Consider the following 19,321-nt stretch of genomic DNA (forward strand, 5'->3'; position numbering starts at 1 on the left):
TTGTATGGCAAAAATTCATCGCCTATATTCCTAATAAATAAGTTATTTTCCAACTTTAATTTACAGAGATACCGTTATTGATACACAATTGAGTTTATTAATCTAGTTCAATAAAACTTCCTTTGGGTTGGCGTAACTTTACATTAGTCAAGAAAACATAATACGTTAATATGGAAAATAAAATATTAGGATTGCATCACATTACTGCGATAGCCGATAATGCAAAACGAAATCTCGATTTTTATACGCAAGTACTGGGTGTCCGTCTTATAAAAAAGACCGTAAACTTTGATGATCCCGGCACCTACCACTTTTACTACGGCAATGAAATGGGAGAACCTGGGACTATCCTTACTTTTTTCCCTTGGGAAGGTATCGGAAAAGGAGCCCCAGGTGCAGGAATGGCTACCCACATAGGGTACTCGGTACCGAAAGGTAGTCTAGATTTTTGGAAAAATCGCTTAACACAATATCGCATCCAGTGGATAGAAGATGAGATTTTTGGAGAGAAATTAATATCATTTCGTGATCCTGACGGGTTGCAGCTTCAGTTTATTGAAACAACTGATCCAAGACTTCCTTGGACAACCACCGATATCCAAGCAGAAAATGCCTTAAAAGGCTTCCATAATGTAACACTCTCTTTAAGAAAGGCAGAACCAACCGTAAAAATACTGACCGATATTTTAGGCTATACGCTTAGCCAACAGATTGACAATCGTTATCGATTGACGACGTACAGTATAGCCACAGCCAACATGGTCGACATCATTGCAGATGAAAATCTGAACTACGGCAAAAATGCAGCCGGTACAAACCATCATATTGCATTTCGCGTGAAAAACGATAACGTCTTGATGGAGTACCGCGAAAAAATACTTTCGGCAGGATTAGATATCACGCCTAAAATAAATAGAGACTATTTTTTCTCGTTATACTTTCGTGAACCAGGAGGCGTACTTTTTGAAATCGCGACCGATAACCCCGGTTTTACAGTGGATGAACAGCTATCGAGTTTAGGTTCTGCCCTCAAATTACCAAAACAGTATGAAAGCCACCGATTACAAATTGAAAAAGCATTACCGAAAATAGACTAGATCAATAAATCACATTAATTTCACCTGCAAAAAAAAAGAGCTATGGAAAGAACTGAAATTATCCTGGACAAAAGTCAACGCGGCGAACTCCAGTTATTCTCTGATAATCATAAAGCCGGCTTAATGAGCATTGCGATCATCGACGGCAACCTTGTTGTTTACCACACCGAGGTAGATGATGTATATGAAGGCAGAGGATTTGCAAAAATACTTCTCGAAGAGCTCGTATCTTATGCCCGCGAAAATAACATGAAAATTGTTCCATTATGTCCTTATGTAAATGCACAATTTCATCGCCATCCCGAGCGCTATCAAGATATTTGGTTTAGAAGAACAACATAATTATCAAAAAAGAAAAAGCAACATGAGTCATCCAATAAACATCAAGAGAGCCGGTCACAATTTGGAACAGGCAAAAAAAGCCATCATCATGATCCATGGCCGGGGCGGAAGTGCCGAAGATATACTTAGCCTGTCATCGTACCTTCAGGTCGATAATTTTGCACTGCTGGCACCTCAAGCCGAAAACCACAGTTGGTATCCCTTTTCCTTTATAGCTCCTGTTCAACAGAACGAACCGTGGTTGAGTTCAGCAGTGGACTTAATCGACCATACCGTTCAACTCGCTTTAGCGCAGGGAATCCCTGCCAAAGACATTTATTTTTTCGGGTTCTCTCAAGGAGCCTGCTTAACGCTCGAATACCTTGCACGGCATGCGCAGCATTACGGAGGGGCAGTCGCAATTATCGGCGGCGTAATAGGTGAAGAAATTAACCACCAAAATTACAGCGGAGATTTTGCACAGACTCCAATTCTCCTCGGCACTAGCGATCCCGATTTCCACGTTCCATTAGAACGGGTCAAAACAACAGCATCCATTTTACAAAAAATGAATGCAAACGTACAGCTCGCTATATATTCAAACGGAGGTCATACCATCAATCGCGAGGAGATCGATCTTGCAAATGAATTTGTGCTCAAAGATGTACAGCAATAACCCATTGGTTGTTGATTATTTATTTTAATCAACAACCCGTCGCAATGCATTATACCTTTGGATATTTATATCCGTTATGATAAACCGATGCTAAGTACGCATTCGCCTTTTGATCCGTAAAATTCTGTTGTTCTTTATTCCAATAGAGCTTTTGACCTGTCCTGAATGCTATATTTCCTAGATGAGAAAAGATGGCGATATGGGCGCCAACTTCGATTGGTGCATGAAGTAATAGCGGATTACGTTGACGAATGGCGGCCACAAAATTTTCCATGTGCTTATCTAGTCCATCGTCTAAAGAAGGTTGCATAGCGACCGCTTCCATCCGCCCCTTTTCTGGAATCACCTCCCATCCAGACCGGTTTAAAACCAGCGTACCATTGTTACCAATAAATGCGACACCGTGGTTACGGTTATATGGACCAAGATCAATTCCTTTGGCATGCTCCCATTGAATATTAAAACCCTCAAACTCGTACACGGCCGTCATTGTATCCGGCGTTTGTCCAGCGTCATCCGGAAAAGCAAATTTGCCTCCTGAGGCCATAATAGACTTTGGATCGGAAACGTTCATGCCGAGTAAAGCATAGTCCAGCATATGGACCCCCCAATCGGTCATCAAGCCACCCGCATAGTCCCAAAACCATCGAAAATTAAAATGAAATCGATTCAGATTAAATGGCCTTTTTTGCGCGGGTCCAAGCCATTCCGTATAATGAACACCTGCCGGAACGGGTTCGTCAGGTACAACGGGAATGGCACTTTTCCACCCTTGGTAGGACCAAGCCTTTACTAATCTTATTTTGCCCAATTTTCCAGAATGAACAAAATCAATAGCGTCTTGAAAATGTTGCTGACTTCTTTGCCATTGGCCAACCTGAACAATAGCCTTATTTTTTTTCGCAGCCTGAACCATTAATTGACATTCAAGAATAGAGTTGCCAATGGGCTTCTCTACATACACATGCTTTCCTGCATTGACAGCATCTACCATTTGCAGGCAATGCCAATGGTCCGGCGTTGCAATGATCACTGCATCCACACGTGAGCTCTGGAGCATCTTTTTATAATCCACAAAAGTTTCGACGTGTATGTTTCTTTTCCGCAGCTCTTCCGCTCTCTTTTTAAGAATATTATCATCTACGTCACAAAGAGCCGTACACACAATCCCGTCATTCTTTAATAATGAATTCAAATCTGACCAGCCCATGCCATTTACACCAATCAGTCCAACTCGAATAGACTGATCTAATAAACTGGAACCTTGGACATTTAAGAAAAACGATGATGCAGCCAAAACAGTAGACGATTTAATAAAATCTTTTCTATTCATTAGATAATGGTTTAAAAATTGTTATTTGCGCATTGCCGAGGTGATCGATATGAATACATACGCCCCGATGAATACCTTATTGAGAAATGCTCCCTTTTTTATAAAAAGCAAATTGCTTCGATGAAATTACAAAAATGAATTTAGGTGCCTGCAATACGCATTGTAAAATATATATATACAAACCTAACGAAAGTTTACATAGACGATGAAAATTAGTCAACTTAACAACACATTTTGTAATTCATCAAAAAAAATGAGCGATTAATGGTTTTTTATACCTAACTTGCCGCACTTAATTAAAAATAATGAATACAGGTAAAATTAAATTTTTCAATGAAACTAAAGGTTTTGGTTTTATTACACCAGAGGATGGTAGTGCAGATGTTTTCGTACACGTTTCTGCGCTTAAAAACCAAGTATCTGAAGGCGACGTTGTTACTTATGATGTAGAAAGAACTCCAAAGGGGATCAGCGCTACAAATGTAAAATTGGCGTAATCCAAAAAATACACTTTCTTGTTAAATGGGGTAATTCATGATGACTTATCCCATTTCTTTTTCCTATTCTTCCTTTACAACTTTCATTAATCTTATACTTTTTCGTTGAAGACTTTTGGCATTCAAATAAAAAGCATACAATGATTTGAAAAGGTTTTATTTAAGACAAATTCGAACATACTACGCATGGAATTTAAACAACTCAGTTTAATTGATCCGCTTTTAAAAGCAATAACAGAAACAGGCTATACACATCCCACAGCAATTCAACAAAAGGCGATTCCAATTGTACTGAAAGGAAACGATCTGATTGGGTGTGCACAAACGGGCACAGGGAAAACTGCCGCTTTTGCACTCCCCCTTTTACAACGCCTTGAAGAAACCAAGACATCAGGTAAATTCGTTCCGATTAGGGCACTGATTCTTACGCCAACACGTGAACTGGCTATTCAAATCGGAGATAATATAAATTTATATCGAAAATATCTAAAATTAAACTATTGCACTATTTTCGGCGGAGTAAGCCAAGAAAAACAGGTCAAAGAAATAAAAAAGGGCGTTGATATCCTGGTGGCTACCCCGGGGCGCTTACTGGATCTAATAAACCAAAAGATCGTTTTTCTAGATAAGATCGAAATGCTCATATTGGACGAAGCCGACAACATGCTGGACATGGGCTTTATACATGATATAAAAAAGATCCTAGCTAAGATTCCGTCAAAGAGACAAACACTATTTTTCTCGGCAACAATGCCTCCCAACATCCGTAAGTTTGCCCATGGAATATTGAATAAACCTTTGGAAGTTGACGTTACTCCGGTAAGCTCCACAGCCGAAAAAGTAAATCAATCGGTATTTTTCGTTGAAAAGAAGGATAAAATCAAATTGCTAACGGTCCTATTAAAAAAACTTAAACAGGAACGTACGATCGTATTCTCCAGAACAAAACACGGAGCCGACAAAATTGTTAAGCTACTTGCGAAAAATGGTTTGAGAGCAGCAGCCATTCACGGAAATAAATCTCAAAATGCCAGACAAAAGGCACTGGGTGAATTTAAAGACAATCATCTAAAAATATTAATTGCCACCGATATTGCTGCAAGAGGAATCGATATCGAACAACTTCCCCTCGTTATCAATTATGATCTCCCGAATGTACCTGAAACCTATGTTCATCGCATCGGAAGAACAGGAAGGGCCGGACTCGAAGGAAAAGCAATCTCTTTCTGTGATGTGGAAGAAAGACCTTATCTGGCTGATATTGAAAAACTGATCGGATTAAAGATCAAAATAGAAAAAACAAGTAAATAAGCATTCATAGCCTTAAACAAAAAGCCCTTAAATCAAATGCATTAAGGGCTTTTTGTTTAATGGTACTTTTTTAGGGCTTACGATCAGCCATCAACAACGTTGACGGTGTAGCAGAAAGCCAATGTACTTTCTTATTGATAATCTTGTTCCAGCTGGGCAAGCTGATCAACATGAGATCCTGCTCCTGCCAGGTATCACTGTCTAACGCTTTTTCAGTTATAGTCAGATGATTTGGTACAAGTTGTTCCAATTGCCGAAGTTTCTCTTTAAAACCCGCATTGGTTCTCAAGACTTGATTTACGTCCCAAACAATAACTTGAGCATCTGAATGATGGATAAAGCGCTGTATCATTTCGTAGAGAAATTCATCGTTCTCCAAGACAATGGGAACGGTCACTCGCCTTGCTTTCACAAAGTTTTTGTCAATCAAAACGCCCACCATGGCACTCACTTTGGCATTGATCTGTTGATTTCTGTCAAATGTTGTAAAGGGTGATTCGGCATTTGTAACTGTATGGAATAACTTCTCGGGGTTTATAATTCGTGTCGTAAAGTCTAAAAACCTTCCCAATAAACTACCCTCATAAATAGATTCGCTTACACCCAAGAGGAGCAGATCATGATCGCCTTCGTTGGACGTCTGAACAATTCCACTATCAATATCACTCGAAATCTTAAATACGGTCTTAATCGGTTGATCAAGTTGCTGAGCAACCTGCTTTATTTCACGAAAACTATCTAACTCTTGGGTTTCCACTTCATAGTGATGTAACTCATTGGAAGGTTCAATATGCAGCGCCGTAATTTCAGCATTTTTTTTTGATTTCAATGTTAAAGCATTAGCCAGATATAAAAGTGAAATCCCAGTATTACTTTTTGCAAAAGACAATAGAATCTTAAATTTTGATTTATCCTGCAGATCTTCCCGCATGAGCGTTTTTCGGGGTCGATAAAGAAAATTGATAAGATCTAAGGATGGTCCTGTCATAAAAGTGGTTACTAAGGCCATAACAACCATCATCGAAAATAATTCTGCACTTAATACGCCAAGATCATATCCAATGTTGAGTACAATAAGCTCCATCAGACCCCGCGTGTTCATTAATGCACCAATACTTAGGCTATCTTTCCAACTTTGACCGACAAAACGTGCCGCTAATGTACTACCCATAAATTTACCAATCACCGCTACCAAAATAATACCAACGGTGATTATCCACAAATGAGGGTCATTAAGCAAACCAATCTGCGTCCGCAGCCCTGTATAGACGAAGAATAATGGTAGCAACAACAAGGTCGCTACATCTTCGATTTTTTCAATAAATGCTGTTCGAAATCGACTTCCTTCAGGCATAATCGCACCCGCCATGAATGCGCCAAAAAGTGCGTGGATACCGATCACTTCGGTCGCATAAGAAGATAACAACAACACGATAAAGAAAATCGCTACAACAGGTTTACTTAAAGCTTCTTTACTTCCCTTCACCTCCCCTACGCGCTTTAAAAATGGTCTAATGATTTTGATCATAACGAACACATAACCAATAGCCAAGCCGATTAAATACAAAGCACTGGCAAAATCACCTGCCTTTACAATGGCAATTACCACAGCCAAAATACACCAAGCTGTAATATCATCTGCCGCAGCGCAGGTAATCGCCATTGCACCTAACTTGCTTTTCTGCAACCCCCTCTCTTGTATAATTCGAGCAAGAACAGGAAATGCGGTGATACTCATTGAAATACCAATAAACAAGCTATAGGATAAAAATTCTACATTTTTAGGTGGATGGAACAGGTATAAAAAATAGGCCAATGAGATTCCCAAGGTAAATGGAATCACAATGCTTGCATGAGAAATGACCACAGCGTCGTGCGCTTTATTCCGTAGCACATTCAAATCTAACTCCATACCAATGATAAACATAAATAAGATCAGTCCGATTTGACTTAAAAACTGCAAATTACTCAACGATTCTATTGGAAAGAGCGTATGGGAGAATCCTGGAAAATAAACACCCAATAACGAAGGCCCCAATATAATCCCTGCGAGCATCTCGCCTATAACGACGGGCTGTTTAATCTTAATACAAATCCAGCCCATGATACGCGCCGCGATAATAATCGTTACAATTTGAGCCAACAATATCGCTAATGGATGCTGCAGACTATCGAATAAGGTAGATATAAAATCCTCCCAAGCACCATTATTTGTTTTTTCTCCCCGAAGAAGCTCTGGAGCTTCTAGCTGTGTTCCCAAACGAATCACCCAATACATTACGGCGAGTAATGTACCGATCAAAACCACATAGAAAATCGTGTTTCTATATTTTCTCATCTTCTATAGCAATTGAAATAAATGTCCTAATAACGGCATACTAAGTCCCGGGGAGATAGACATCAACATGGGGTTTTGTAAATGCGGTCACAACAAAAATATAATTCTCTAAGAGTTTTAATGCTTTTCGCTAGGGCAGTTTGAAGAAATATGTAATGAAACAACAGAATTTTGTAATCAGCTGAATTTCTCGAAAAACATTTTCTTGTACGATTCGCCTAAATTGAAAATAATGGGCATAGCTTGTGGATCCAACAGGTTGCTTGTAATTTCATCAGCAGAGAAAAATTTAACGATCTTGGTTGCAATCACCTCTTTTTTATTGATACGTATAAAGTCCTGCACAGGCAAAATCTCCAGCAACTTATCAAAACTTATATTTTTCAATAAAATGGACGAACCATCAGCCAAATGGACTTTTTTATCTCGGCTGTCCACCTCAGCAATCTGAACATAGTTGATCTGATCGAAATACAAAATCGTTTTTCCTTTATTCGTGTTGAACTGGCCAAAAAGCATAATTTCAGGCTGATTATTGATTATTTGCGCCACCTTCGTAATAGCTTGCTGAAGACGTTGCAATGATATTGGTTTACGCATGTAATCTACTGCGTTGATATCATATGCATCACTTGCATATTGTTTATATGCGGTAGAAAAAACAATTGGAAAGTCTTTCAGTGCTCTGGCGACATCGAATCCATTAAATTCTGGCATTTCAATATCCAGAATACAAAAATCAAAACTTAGCGTACCGTATTCTCTCAATAGTACCGCCGGATCATTAAAAGTTTTGACGACCTCCAAACCAGGAATTTGCTCACAGAGCATTTTCAAAAATCTCAAACTTGGTATTTCATCATCCAAAAGAATACATTTTAGGTTTCTTTCACTCTGCATATAATCTGATTTGAAGGTGGGCATTATACACATCATTTTCTACAAATCTGCGCAACTGATGCCTACCCGGATAATACAACATCAGACGCTCCTCCAAAGTTTTGCTACCTATTCCACTTTTTGACTTTTGCAAGGGAGACCGTTTTGATATTCTATTGCTCACCATAAGGTCCAGCCAACCATTCCTAAATGTTAATACGATGGAAATAAAAGAATCAGAACCGTGAAAATCAGCATGCTTAAACGCATTTTCAATTAAATCAACAGACACCAAAGGAATCAACGACGGTGTATTCAACATCGAACTATTTACCTCATCAATGTCAAACCTAACACGTATATCAAATAACGGGCTCAGTTTTACTTTGTTAATCTCAATGAGATTGCGCGCAAATTCAATCTCGGCTTTAGGTGAAACGAGTTCATCTTCGCTCTCATACAATACATAATCCAATACCATAGCCAATTTGTCCATGGTATAATAGGTCTGATAAGCATGAGAGAGCATTCCGTTCAACGAATTTTTTAGCAAATGAGGATTTAACTGTGCGCGGTGAAAATGCTCGATTTTTTGGTTATCCATGCGATTAAAAAGCTCCTTTTGGCGCGTGTTCTCTAGCAGCAACTTCCTATATTTCTTTCTCAAAACAAAATATAAGATCCATAGTACTACAACAATAGCGAGCAGTGATAAGATGATGATATAAGAGATTTCAATAGTCATGATAAATCCAAACTTACCAAAATTTCAGTACCCATAAAAATAGTGTATCAAAAAATCATGCATTCAAGTATCGAAATACAGCCCTTCTATTCTCATATTTATTACAAAAATTAACAGCTTCATTACAATTTAATCATTTTAGACCATTAATTTAACATTATTATGCGTATATTGATACTATCGTAATTAGCCGATCAAATGATTGTCTATACTATTTTGGTTAAACACGCCTGATTTTTTATCGGGCCTAATATGGAACACTATGGAAAAGCTCATTTTCGAAACTAATGCTCAACATCCCAGTCTTGTAGACAAAATCAAAGACGCTATTGAAAAATTGAATGGCATCCACGAATGGAAAATCGACTTGGATTCTATTTATAATCTATTAACCATAGAAGGTATCCGACTCAACCCTACGGAAATCGAATCGGAACTAGCCCTTCACGGAGTCGAGGCAAACCGCTTATATGAAGAGTAGAATCAATCTATGCTGTCACCAATAGAACAATTCTCTTGGAAGCTATGAATGATCAACAATAGAATAAATGAATAGAGCTTCTTCCAGGTAAGTACAATAATCTGATCTGGAAGAAGAATTAAGTTCTTCTGATTATCATGGCAGATGCGCCACCGCCACCATTACAGATTGCCGCAAGCCCCAATGAGCCTCCCTCTTGTCTTAAAATACTATTTAATGTAACCACGATTCTTGCTCCCGAACAACCTAATGGATGACCTAAAGAGACAGCTCCTCCATACACGTTGACTTTGTCCATTGGCAAACCCAAAATTTGTGCATTTACCAACGCCACAACAGAAAAGGCTTCATTAAATTCAAAGTAATCAATATCTTGGAGTGTCAATCCAGCTTTTTTCAGCACTTTCTCGGTAGCAACGCTTGGGGCCGTTGTAAACCATTCTGGAGCCTGTTCCGCATCAGCATAAGCGACAATTTCTGCAATTGGATGAAGTCTAAGTTCTTCCATTTTTTCGCCAGAAACCAAAAGGACAGCCGCCGCTCCGTCACTGATGGTCGATGCGTTTGCTGCAGTTACAGTCCCCTCCTTCTTGAAGGCTGGTTTAAGTTCGGGTATTTTGTCAAAATTGACCTGGGAAAATTCTTCGTCCTCCGAAACTACCGTGTCCCCTTTACGACCTTGTATTGTTACAGATTGAACCTCCTTTAAAAACTTATCTTTCTGCCAAGCATCGAGACTGCGTTTATAAGAGCGAATGGCATAACTATCCTGCTCTTCACGACTTATGTGATATTTTTCGGCACATAGCTCGGCGAAGCACCCCATAGCTTCATTTGAATAGGCGTCACTCAAGCCGTCACGCTGTAAACCATCATTTAGACGCTGCGTACCAAACTTAGCACCCCAACGCATGGAATTAGCATAATAAGGCACTCTACTCATACTCTCCATCCCACCCGCAATTATAATATCGGCGTCGCCTAAAAAAATAGCCTGCGCAGCGACGGCTATTGCTTTCATACCGCTCGCACAGACCTTATTAATGGTTGTTGCAACCGTATGATCCGAAAGACCAGCAAACTTGGCCACCTGCCTCGCCGGCGCTTGCCCCAAGTCTGCTTGCAAAACTGAACCCATAATGATTTCCTCAACCAAATCGCTAGCAACACCTGCTTCTTTAACAACAGAACGAACAGCGTGAGCTGCAAGCTCTGGTGCCGATAGGGTCGATAATGCACCACCAAAACTTCCAATTGGCGTACGTTTCGCAGCAACGATAAATACTCTTTTTGACATCTTATAAAAGTTTATAATTGTTTTGCTAAAATCAGATGGCTTTCCTGATGATAACCCGGCCACCTTCCTGATGTTTAAAGATAAAAAATTTAACAGATACAGCACAACAACGCCGTTTTATTTTTACACATTAAAACAGAATAAATAGCAAAAAAACATTTGAAAAACTTCCCTACTTAAACAATTGAACGAAAAATAAAGAATAAATATTTGTAAAAAGCCAAAGCTTTTAATTAAATTAGTATAGGTAATATCCCGAAAGAGCAGATACGTAAACGCGCTCGTATTTCAAAAATAACCAATAAGGAAAATAAACGATTATGCAGACAGTCAGGTTCACAGCCGAACATCATATTTTTCGCGATACACTTCGCGCATTTATTCAAAAAGAAATTACACCTTACATCGACGACTGGGAAAATAGAGGTGAAATAGATCGGAATATTTGGAAAAAAATGGGTGATATGGGACTTATGGGACTAAATATGCCAGAAGCTTACGGCGGAGTAGACCTGGATTTCTATTATTCCTTGATCCTTTGTGAAGAATTATCATCTTGCTTTTCTGGAGGATTTACTATTTCCGCACTTGTTATTCAGTTTATGTCCGCTCCTTACTTACTCAAATATGGTTCAGAGGATCTAAAAGCACGTTATCTTCAGCCCGTTATTGCAGGTGATATGGTCAGTGCTGTGGCTATAACGGAACCCGGAGCCGGTTCTGATGTAAAGCAAATCAAGACAACAGCCGTACGCGATGGAGATTTTTATATTGTCAACGGGTCTAAAACTTTTATCACTAATGGGTATTATGGTGATTTCTTTATTACAGCTGTCAAGACATCTCCTGAACAGGGTACAAAGGGTATCAGCTTGCTACTTATGGATCGAAATGCAACTGGCGTTTCGTCAAGCAAAATCAAAAAACTAGGCTGGCATGCCTCTGATACAGCTGAATTAGGATTTAACAACGTTCGGGTCCCTATTTCGCACCTCATTGGTAAAGAAGGAGAAGGATTCCGCTACTTAATGGATGGGCTCCAATTGGAACGACTAACTGCAGCTATCCATAGTCTTGCTACCGCGGAATCTGCATTTCAGTATACACTTGACTATGTAGCACAACGTGAAGCCTTCGGCAAGAAAATTCAGGAATTTCAAACCATCCGGCATCGCCTCGCGCAGATGAAAGCGAATATAGCTACGACGAAGGCTTTTATTTACTATTGTTGCGACCTACAAAATCAGCAGGAATATGCCGTGAAGGAATGCTCCATCGCTAAACTACAAGCGAGTGAGCTTGCGCTGAACGTTGTAAATCAATGTCTCCAATTATTTGGTGGCTATGGATTTACAGAAGATTATAAAATCGCCCGGTTATATCGCGATGTGCGTGTAGGAACTATTATTGGCGGCACATCAGAAATCATGCTCGAAATCATCTCCAAAATGACGATAGATCATGTAACCTATCCATCCAAAAGTTCCAATCAATAATCGAAGTAACGCAACACCTATTGCCAAGTATTATGCAGGAAAACGAATCTTATAGGACACATCCCCTCTTTTGGGTAGAACAGGACGATCATCATATCATTACAATAAGCCCCATCTCAACGGCAATAGCCGAGCCGCTGGATATTGTGGGTTATCTCACGCAATTTGTTGACCTGGTCACGCTTGTTCTCGAAACGAAAGAAATCAAAGGCGTTGTGTATACTTGCCCTATTCAAGATGAAAAAATCGAATATATTCAGTTATTTGAGCAATTTTCACTGAGCCGTGCAACTTCTTCAAACTTATACACGCTTCTATCAAAGGTATTGCGTTGGAAAACGTTTAATATACCTATTGTTTCCATTTTTACTGGTAATTGTTCAGGCATAGCACTAGCAAGTATGTTGTGGTCTAGCTATCGAATTGCACCAACACAAATAGAATTAGGCTTCCCCGAAGCTCAATACGGGCTGTTTACAGCTTTTGGTACAACCGTCTACTTACCACCATTGATCGGTGCCAACGATGCGCTCCGCTTGCTGACACAAGGCAAACTTTGGAATAGTGAGGAAGCCCACAACCTGGGATTGGTAGACGAATTAGCGTATCACTCCGATGACTGCCTATATTTAGCCAAAACCTCGATCCGCCATACACCTCAATGTTTTGATAAACAAGAGAGTCGGCATACCGACAAAATAACAGCCGATGCAGTCTTCAATATTCAAAAAAAGGCACGCGGTTTATATCCCGGCATAAATGCTGTTATTGAGTTATTAACAGCAAACTCTTCATCCAGCCCTCTTGAAATCGCCGAGAAGGAAGCACAGTTATACCTGGAAACCTTCAGCCTTCCCGAGACATTGAGTATGGTCCGCACACTGCATTACGGCGTAAAATCAGCAAAATCATCCACGAAGATCACACATGGTAACGACTACAACCTAAAAAAAATCGGCATATTGGGCGCCGGTATGATGGGATCTGGTATAGCTTATGAAGCTGCGCGAGCGGGAATTGAGGTCGTTTTAAAAGATGTTACACTCAACCAAGCTGAACAGGGCAAAGCCTATTCCAATCGGATATGCAAAAAACTATTCTCTTTCGGTGGCATCACCTCCTCACAACAACACCAATTACTTGCTCGTATCAAACCCACCGATCAAATGGCAGATCTTGACGGATCTGATTGCGTTATTGAAGCGGTATTTGAAGATTTCCACCTTAAAGCACAAGTAACACGACAAAGCTTACCTTATTTACACCAAGATGGGTTCTTCGCCACAAATACCACATCATTGCCCATTACCGAGCTTGCAAAAGCATCCAACAATCCCGAAAATTTTATAGGTATGCATTTTTTTTCTCCGGTAGATCGCATGCCCCTTGTCGAAATCATTTGCGGTAAACAAACCGCACAAAAAACTTTAGAGAAAGCACTTATTACAGCTTCACGCCTAAATAAAGTTCCGATAGTCGTACATGATGGTCCTGGCTTCTTCACTTCGCGCGTATTCTTCAACTATTTACTCGAAGGTATTACCATGGTCCTGGAGGGTATCTCACCGGAGTTGATCGAACAAGAGGCGGCGGCAACAGGATTTGCAGTGGGGCCCTTGGCAGTATTGGACGAAATTTCCCTGGAACTGATGTTACATGTTTACGATCAATTACCTCGACTGCACGCCAGCCAGAAGCGCGCATATAACTACCTGAAATCGCTAGTTGAACAGGGAAGAAAAGGAAAAAAATGGGGAGCAGGATTCTACGATTACCCAAGTGAAAACAAAACGATTTGGAAGAATCCCAAAATTTCATCTTTAAAGGAAAATGTAAAGCCTACGACAATTCATAAACGTTTGTTGCATGTCATGGCATTAGATAGTTATCGATGCCTCGAAGAAGGCATACTCGATCAGCCCATCGACGGTGACATCGGCGCTATTTTAGGCGTAGGTTATGCCTCTTATACCGGTGGAGTTTTTAGCCACATCGACCGCACAACGCTTCCGGTTTTCGTGGCCGAATGTCAGGTATTTCAGTCCCTTGGCGATCAATGGGACATCCCCGAATCTTTAAAAAAACTGGCGAACAAGAATTTCAGATTTTATCATGGCTTCGAGTCAAACTGGCCCTGTATCAGCTAACTTGAATTTGAGACTGCTGCTGCATGCTCCGATGCGAATCTAATAGCTGATTATAAAAATACGAAGAGGTACAGTATACCTATTACAATCTTAAAACAGCGTAGTGATTTAGTGATGTAGCGAGGTAATAAAAAAAGTAGGGCGACATTGAATGCCGCCCTACTTCGCTACCATTGGCGGACAAACAAATCCATGAGATGCGAAACATCCTGCTCAAGGAATGTATCGTAGTCCAAAGTTGCAGCAAGAATGGTTTGCTGTTGCTTTTCCGAAAATACACGAGCAAGATTTGTTTTGTATTTTTCAGTTAACTTAGGAATACCTTCTGCCCTACGCCTGGGATGACCTATCGGATATTCAACCACTAATTCAGGCAATATTGTACCGTCAATCAATTCAATTGTCAAACCGTTTGATATTGCACGTTTTTGAGGATCGTGATAGTCAGCAGTGAACTGCGCATCTTCAACACAGGAAATTTTATCGCGAAGCGTATCGATTCTCGGATCAGAAGCAATATGATTTTCATAGTCGTCAGCTGTCAACCGGCCAAATATCAACGGAATCGCCACCATGTATTGAATACAGTGATCCCGATCTGCAGGATTGTGTAAAGGCCCCTTTTTATCAATAATACGAATAGCGGCTTCATGTGTGCGGATGGTTACACGAGCGATATCCGCACTGCTCTTTCCAAATTCTTTCAGTTGCTGATAAAGTTGCATAGCAGCTTCAGCTGCAGTCTGCGCATGGAATTCGGCCGGAAAAGAGATTTTAAAAAGAATATTTTCCATTACATAAGATCCATATTCCCGTTGAAATTTAAATGGATTCCCTCGAAAAGATACATCATAAAATCCCCATGTTGGCGCAGTCAAAACAGAGGGGTAGCCCATTTCTCCAGTTTTTGCGATCAACGCGAGCCGAACAGCACGCGAAGTAGCATCTCCGGCAGCCCAGGATTTTCGGCTACCTGTATTTGGTGCGTGTCGATACGTGCGTAATGCTTGCCCGTCAACAAAAGCCAACGAAACCGCATTGAGAAGTTCTTCTCTTGTTAGACCGAGAAGCTTACCTACAACAGCTGTTGAAGCCACCTTCACCAAAATAACATGGTCTATCCCCACCTTATTAAAAGAGTTTTCAAGTGCTAAAACACCTTGTATCTCATGGGCCATAATCATTGCTTCCAGCACCGCTTTAGTCTTTAACGGCTTTTGACCGTTAGCTATATTGATTCGACTCAACCAATCTGCCACTGCTAAAATACCCCCCAAATTATCTGATGGATGTCCCCACTCCGCAGCCAGCCAGGTATCATTAAAATCTAGCCATCGAATAATCGTGCCGATATTGAACGCCGCCTGTATCGGATCCAATTGAAAATTTGTACCTGGTACCCGTGCGCCGTTTGGCACAATGGTACCGGCAACAACAGGCCCTAAGAGTTTGGTACAGGCGGGATATGTTAGTGCTTCCAAGCCGCAACCAACTGTGTCGAGAAAACAATAGAAAGCCGCATTCCAAGCGACTTTCCCTCCAATTTGATCGTGTAGAACATAGTCCACAATGTCCACTAAAACCTGATCTGGCTGTGGTCTTTCATTTGATATTGCTGAGCCCATTCGTGTATGTTGTATAAGACTGTCGTTTTATTTATTGATTAAAATCCGCTCTTACGCCTAATTTTCCTAATAGCTATATGCTAACAAAGAGGTTTGGCTTCTTGCCCCCAGTCCTATTTACCGTTCAGAAATAGGCACAAAAGCTCTATTGTCGGGACCAGTGTAATGTGCACTTGGCCGGATAATTTTTCCATCCTGACGCTGTTCGAAAACATGCGCAGACCATCCGGTAATACGTGAGAGGACAAATAAAGGAGTAAACATTTCTGTCGGAATGCCCATGATATGATAGGACACTGCCGAGTACCAATCTAGATTAGGGAACATTTTCTTTTCTTCCCACATGACTTTTTCCAATCGCTCTGCGATCAGATAGAGTGTCATGTTTCCAGCTTCCTCCGAAAGCTCCCTTGCCACTTGTTTTATCACTTCATTTCTTGGGTCAGAGATGGTATATACAGGATGACCAAACCCAATAATAACTTCCTTATTAGCCAATCGTCTCCGGATATCCACTTCCGCCTCATCAGCATTTGCATAACGGCTCTGTATTTCAAAAGCGACCTCATTGGCCCCGCCATGCTTAGGTCCGCGTAACGCACCTATCGCACCAGCTATACAGGAATACATATCAGAACCTGTCCCAGCAATGACCCGCGCTGTAAATGTAGATGCATTAAACTCATGTTCTGCATATAAATTGAGTGAAATTTGCATAGCTCTTACCCAAGAAGCGGCGGGTACCTTTCCATGTAGCAGATGCAGAAAATGGCCACCTAAAGTTGCATCGGCTGTCTCAACCTCAATTTCACGGCCATGCTGACTGAAATGGTACCAGTACAACAGCGCTGAAGCCATTGACGCCATCAGGCGAGTTGCAATATCCCGAGCCCCAGCAATGGGATGGCTTTCTTTTTCGGGTGAAACACTTCCAAAAAAAGATACATAGGTTCGCAAGACGTCCATGGCATGAGCAGTGGATGGCAATTGCTTCAGTACGTGCTGAACAGTAATCGGCAACCCACGCTGACTTAAGATCTGACTTTGATAACTGCTTAATTGCGCCTGAGTTGGTAAGCTCCCATAAACAAGCAGGTAGGCCACCTCCTCAAAACTGGCTTGATGCGCCAACTCCAAGATATCATACCCCCTATAATGCAAATCATTACCACTTTTTCCGACAGTACTCAAAGCGGTATTACCTGCCGGTACACCAGAGAGTGCTACACTTTTTTTAGGCTTAAAACCCGTACCGTTTGTCTCTTCCATCTGATAAAATTATTTATTAAACAATTGATCCAATCGATTTTCATAGGCATAATAATCGATACTTCTGTATAACTCTTCTCTCGTCTGCATGTGCTCGATCATATTAGCCTGTCCGCCATCTCGCCGAATGTGACGATAAACCTCCGTAGCCGCTTTGTTAGCCGCACGGAAAGCAGAAAGTGGATAAAGAACAATAGAAACGTCCGCCTGACGCAGTTCATCCAGATTAAACAACGGTGTCTGTCCAAATTCGGTGATATTCGCCAAAATAGGGAGGCCAGTCGCGGCACTAAATTGGACGTATTGGTCCAAATGGTGTACTGCTTCAGCAAAGATAAAGTCTGCTCCAGCCTCTTTATATGCGACAGCTCGTTCCAGAGCCAATTCAATACCTTCCGAAGCGAGTGCATCTGTGCGTGCACCAATGACAAAATGTTCATCCGTTCGCGCATCCACTGCCGCTTTTAGGCGGTCGACCATTTCAGAGGAAGAGACCAGTTCTTTACCCGGCCGGTGTCCACAACGTTTAGCTCCCACCTGATCCTCCATATGTATTGCTGCTGCACCCACCTTAATTAACGACTTTATCGTTCGGGCAACATTAAAGGCCGACGGACCAAAGCCGGTATCAATATCCACCATCAAAGGGAGATGACATACATTTGTAATGCGATCTACATCAATCAAAACATCGTGTAGTGTGGTAATGCCAAGGTCTGGAATTCCTAATGAACCGGCAGCAACACCACCGCCAGAAAGATAAATTGCCTTAAAACCGGCCTGATCAGCCAAAAGAGCATGATTAGCATTAATAGCTCCAACAATTTGCAATGGTTTTTCGTTCTTAATCGCTTCCCTAAAGAGGAAACCTGGGGATTTTATCATAATATAGAATTTGAAATTCCAAGCCCTGCAATTACCTTTAGATACAGGCAACAGCGACTAATTTAGTTTACGTAGTCTAAACACTCTTCTTTAGAGCGTTCTTCCTAAAGATACAAATTAACACACCAATAAAACAAATTAATTTCTAAACGCAAGGTTATTTACAGAAGAAAATACGGCTATAAACAAAAAAGCACTTCACCTAATTTAAGAAGCCCTGAACTTAGGTTCAAGGCTTCTATCTAAATCCGAATGACCACATGGATCATTGCTTTGTTTATAAATGCACAAAAAAAACTATTTTTCGATAAAATTAGGACCATGAAAAACCCGCTTTGCCTGCCCCCTCTTCACTTCGATTTGATTTTTCCATTTTTGCTCATTGGCCACATTTAACTCCTCACGGCCCAATTCCCTCAAACGCTCCGCTAATCGCAGCAGTGCAATCTCTTTATTCTGCAACTGCGACCTCGTATCCATCACCTGTACACTGATACCGCTAGGAACATGCGTTGCTCTGACTGCTGAACTGACCTTATTAACATGTTGGCCTCCTGCTCCGCTGCTACGCATTGCCTGAAAATAGACATCTTTCAAATGCAGTACATCTTCCTTTGCTACCGGAGAATAGGGTTTTACTTCCACAAACCAATTTTTGCGTTTATGCAAAGGACGAAAGGGACTTTTACAGACCCAACAGACTGTACCAATCCATTTATCCAACAATTGGTCCAGATCATTTCCCCTCAGCCGGAAGGTCGAAGAACAGGGAAGTCCATCAATTTCTTCTGTTTCTAATTCTTCGGCTATTGCCCCAACTTTACGCGCTTCAAGAGTGATGCGGCTAGCGACTAGCCTAACCGCCAAATTACATTCCTTAGGACCTCGTCCTGAGGTAACTTGCAAGTACTTTTCCTCCATCAT

General features: G+C 40.9%; 17 protein-coding genes. 8 read left to right on the forward strand and 9 right to left on the reverse strand.

Going from position 1 to position 19,321, the window contains the following annotated elements; genetic code table 11:
* The first annotated feature begins 170 nt into the window (after window positions 1-170).
* The 3 genes from B3E00_RS09475 to B3E00_RS09485 are packed head-to-tail and all read left to right on the forward strand — an operon-like array spanning window position 171 to window position 2,094.
* A complete protein-coding gene (locus B3E00_RS09475) occupies window positions 171-1,097 on the forward strand; it encodes a ring-cleaving dioxygenase (protein WP_293879164.1) in 927 nt (308 codons plus the stop codon).
* A gap of 42 nt (window positions 1,098-1,139) precedes the next feature.
* On the forward strand, window positions 1,140-1,439 hold the full coding sequence (locus tag B3E00_RS09480; RefSeq protein ID WP_293879166.1) for a GNAT family N-acetyltransferase: 300 nt from the start codon (window positions 1,140-1,142) through the stop codon (window positions 1,437-1,439).
* Window positions 1,440-1,461: 22 nt separating this feature from the next.
* The gene (locus tag B3E00_RS09485; RefSeq protein WP_293879168.1) at window positions 1,462-2,094 is read left to right on the forward strand and encodes an alpha/beta hydrolase; all 633 of its coding nucleotides are present in this window, start codon (window positions 1,462-1,464) and stop codon (window positions 2,092-2,094) included.
* A 49-nt stretch (window positions 2,095-2,143) separates the two neighbouring features.
* On the opposite strand, the gene B3E00_RS09490 is transcribed toward B3E00_RS09485, so the two are convergent.
* Window positions 2,144-3,427: a Gfo/Idh/MocA family protein gene (locus tag B3E00_RS09490; protein WP_293879170.1), complete on the reverse strand. Its 1,284-nt coding sequence runs from the start codon at window positions 3,425-3,427 to the stop codon at window positions 2,144-2,146.
* A gap of 305 nt (window positions 3,428-3,732) precedes the next feature.
* Between B3E00_RS09490 and B3E00_RS09495 the strand changes: the two genes are divergently transcribed.
* Complete coding sequence (locus B3E00_RS09495) at window positions 3,733-3,924, forward strand: cold-shock protein (RefSeq protein WP_046672944.1); 192 nt, start codon at window positions 3,733-3,735, stop codon at window positions 3,922-3,924.
* A gap of 186 nt (window positions 3,925-4,110) precedes the next feature.
* Window positions 4,111-5,235, forward strand: a complete 1,125-nt coding sequence (locus B3E00_RS09500) for a DEAD/DEAH box helicase (RefSeq protein ID WP_209574322.1) — start codon at window positions 4,111-4,113, stop codon at window positions 5,233-5,235.
* A gap of 70 nt (window positions 5,236-5,305) precedes the next feature.
* On the opposite strand, the gene B3E00_RS09505 is transcribed toward B3E00_RS09500, so the two are convergent.
* The 3 genes from B3E00_RS09505 to B3E00_RS09515 all read right to left on the reverse strand — a co-directional run bounded on the left by B3E00_RS09505 (window position 5,306) and on the right by B3E00_RS09515 (window position 9,197).
* Window positions 5,306-7,573, reverse strand: a complete 2,268-nt coding sequence (locus tag B3E00_RS09505; RefSeq protein ID WP_209574325.1) for a cation:proton antiporter — start codon at window positions 7,571-7,573, stop codon at window positions 5,306-5,308.
* 177 nt (window positions 7,574-7,750) lie between these two features.
* On the reverse strand, window positions 7,751-8,473 hold the full coding sequence (locus B3E00_RS09510) for a LytR/AlgR family response regulator transcription factor (protein WP_209574330.1): 723 nt from the start codon (window positions 8,471-8,473) through the stop codon (window positions 7,751-7,753).
* The gene (locus tag B3E00_RS09515; RefSeq protein WP_209574333.1) at window positions 8,463-9,197 is read right to left on the reverse strand and encodes a histidine kinase; all 735 of its coding nucleotides are present in this window, start codon (window positions 9,195-9,197) and stop codon (window positions 8,463-8,465) included. The genes B3E00_RS09510 and B3E00_RS09515 overlap by 11 nt, the downstream gene beginning before the upstream one ends.
* A gap of 262 nt (window positions 9,198-9,459) precedes the next feature.
* Here B3E00_RS09515 and B3E00_RS09520 point away from each other — a divergent pair, with 262 nt between their 5' ends.
* Window positions 9,460-9,678 (forward strand): hypothetical protein, encoded by a 219-nt coding sequence (locus tag B3E00_RS09520; protein WP_209574336.1) that lies wholly within the window; start codon window positions 9,460-9,462, stop codon window positions 9,676-9,678.
* A gap of 118 nt (window positions 9,679-9,796) precedes the next feature.
* Here B3E00_RS09520 and B3E00_RS09525 read toward each other — a convergent pair whose 3' ends face one another.
* Window positions 9,797-10,975 (reverse strand): thiolase family protein, encoded by a 1,179-nt coding sequence (locus B3E00_RS09525; RefSeq protein WP_293938287.1) that lies wholly within the window; start codon window positions 10,973-10,975, stop codon window positions 9,797-9,799.
* Between the two features lie 320 nt (window positions 10,976-11,295).
* Here B3E00_RS09525 and B3E00_RS09530 point away from each other — a divergent pair, with 320 nt between their 5' ends.
* Window positions 11,296-12,471, forward strand: a complete 1,176-nt coding sequence (locus B3E00_RS09530; protein WP_293879191.1) for an acyl-CoA dehydrogenase family protein — start codon at window positions 11,296-11,298, stop codon at window positions 12,469-12,471.
* Between the two features lie 32 nt (window positions 12,472-12,503).
* Window positions 12,504-14,618, forward strand: a complete 2,115-nt coding sequence (locus B3E00_RS09535) for a 3-hydroxyacyl-CoA dehydrogenase NAD-binding domain-containing protein (protein WP_293938288.1) — start codon at window positions 12,504-12,506, stop codon at window positions 14,616-14,618.
* A gap of 167 nt (window positions 14,619-14,785) precedes the next feature.
* Here the strand turns inward: B3E00_RS09535 and B3E00_RS09540 are convergent, their stop codons facing one another.
* From B3E00_RS09540 to prfH, 4 genes are all read right to left on the reverse strand, one after another.
* Window positions 14,786-16,243 (reverse strand): bifunctional 2-methylcitrate dehydratase/aconitate hydratase, encoded by a 1,458-nt coding sequence (locus B3E00_RS09540; protein ID WP_293938290.1) that lies wholly within the window; start codon window positions 16,241-16,243, stop codon window positions 14,786-14,788.
* 117 nt (window positions 16,244-16,360) lie between these two features.
* A complete protein-coding gene (gene prpC, locus B3E00_RS09545; protein WP_209574347.1) occupies window positions 16,361-17,512 on the reverse strand; it encodes a bifunctional 2-methylcitrate synthase/citrate synthase in 1,152 nt (383 codons plus the stop codon).
* 9 nt (window positions 17,513-17,521) lie between these two features.
* A complete protein-coding gene (gene prpB / locus B3E00_RS09550; RefSeq protein ID WP_293889079.1) occupies window positions 17,522-18,397 on the reverse strand; it encodes a methylisocitrate lyase in 876 nt (291 codons plus the stop codon).
* 297 nt (window positions 18,398-18,694) lie between these two features.
* Window positions 18,695-19,321: a peptide chain release factor H gene (gene prfH, locus B3E00_RS09555; protein WP_293889077.1), complete on the reverse strand. Its 627-nt coding sequence runs from the start codon at window positions 19,319-19,321 to the stop codon at window positions 18,695-18,697.

Origin of the sequence: Sphingobacterium sp. UBA5996 (assembly GCF_002429765.1) — a bacterium.
Taxonomy (GTDB): Bacteria; Bacteroidota; Bacteroidia; order Sphingobacteriales; family Sphingobacteriaceae; genus Sphingobacterium.

Bases quoted from the DNA above. Each gene is read 5' to 3' on its own strand.
- B3E00_RS09495 (WP_046672944.1), top strand. From the start codon at position 3,733: ATGAATACAGGTAAAATTAAATTTTTCAATGAAACTAAAGGTTTTGGT.
- B3E00_RS09530 (WP_293879191.1), top strand. From the start codon at position 11,296: ATGCAGACAGTCAGGTTCACAGCCGAACATCATATTTTTCGCGATACA.
- prpC (WP_209574347.1), bottom strand. From the start codon at position 17,512: ATGGAAGAGACAAACGGTACGGGTTTTAAGCCTAAAAAAAGTGTAGCA.
- prpB (WP_293889079.1), bottom strand. From the start codon at position 18,397: ATGATAAAATCCCCAGGTTTCCTCTTTAGGGAAGCGATTAAGAACGAA.
- B3E00_RS09475 (WP_293879164.1), top strand. From the start codon at position 171: ATGGAAAATAAAATATTAGGATTGCATCACATTACTGCGATAGCCGAT.
- B3E00_RS09480 (WP_293879166.1), top strand. From the start codon at position 1,140: ATGGAAAGAACTGAAATTATCCTGGACAAAAGTCAACGCGGCGAACTC.
- B3E00_RS09485 (WP_293879168.1), top strand. From the start codon at position 1,462: ATGAGTCATCCAATAAACATCAAGAGAGCCGGTCACAATTTGGAACAG.
- B3E00_RS09510 (WP_209574330.1), bottom strand. From the start codon at position 8,473: ATGCAGAGTGAAAGAAACCTAAAATGTATTCTTTTGGATGATGAAATA.
- B3E00_RS09535 (WP_293938288.1), top strand. From the start codon at position 12,504: ATGCAGGAAAACGAATCTTATAGGACACATCCCCTCTTTTGGGTAGAA.
- B3E00_RS09540 (WP_293938290.1), bottom strand. From the start codon at position 16,243: ATGGGCTCAGCAATATCAAATGAAAGACCACAGCCAGATCAGGTTTTA.
- B3E00_RS09500 (WP_209574322.1), top strand. From the start codon at position 4,111: ATGGAATTTAAACAACTCAGTTTAATTGATCCGCTTTTAAAAGCAATA.
- B3E00_RS09505 (WP_209574325.1), bottom strand. From the start codon at position 7,573: ATGAGAAAATATAGAAACACGATTTTCTATGTGGTTTTGATCGGTACA.
- B3E00_RS09525 (WP_293938287.1), bottom strand. From the start codon at position 10,975: ATGTCAAAAAGAGTATTTATCGTTGCTGCGAAACGTACGCCAATTGGA.
- prfH (WP_293889077.1), bottom strand. From the start codon at position 19,321: ATGATGGAGGAAAAGTACTTGCAAGTTACCTCAGGACGAGGTCCTAAG.
- B3E00_RS09490 (WP_293879170.1), bottom strand. From the start codon at position 3,427: ATGAATAGAAAAGATTTTATTAAATCGTCTACTGTTTTGGCTGCATCA.
- B3E00_RS09515 (WP_209574333.1), bottom strand. From the start codon at position 9,197: ATGACTATTGAAATCTCTTATATCATCATCTTATCACTGCTCGCTATT.
- B3E00_RS09520 (WP_209574336.1), top strand. From the start codon at position 9,460: ATGGAAAAGCTCATTTTCGAAACTAATGCTCAACATCCCAGTCTTGTA.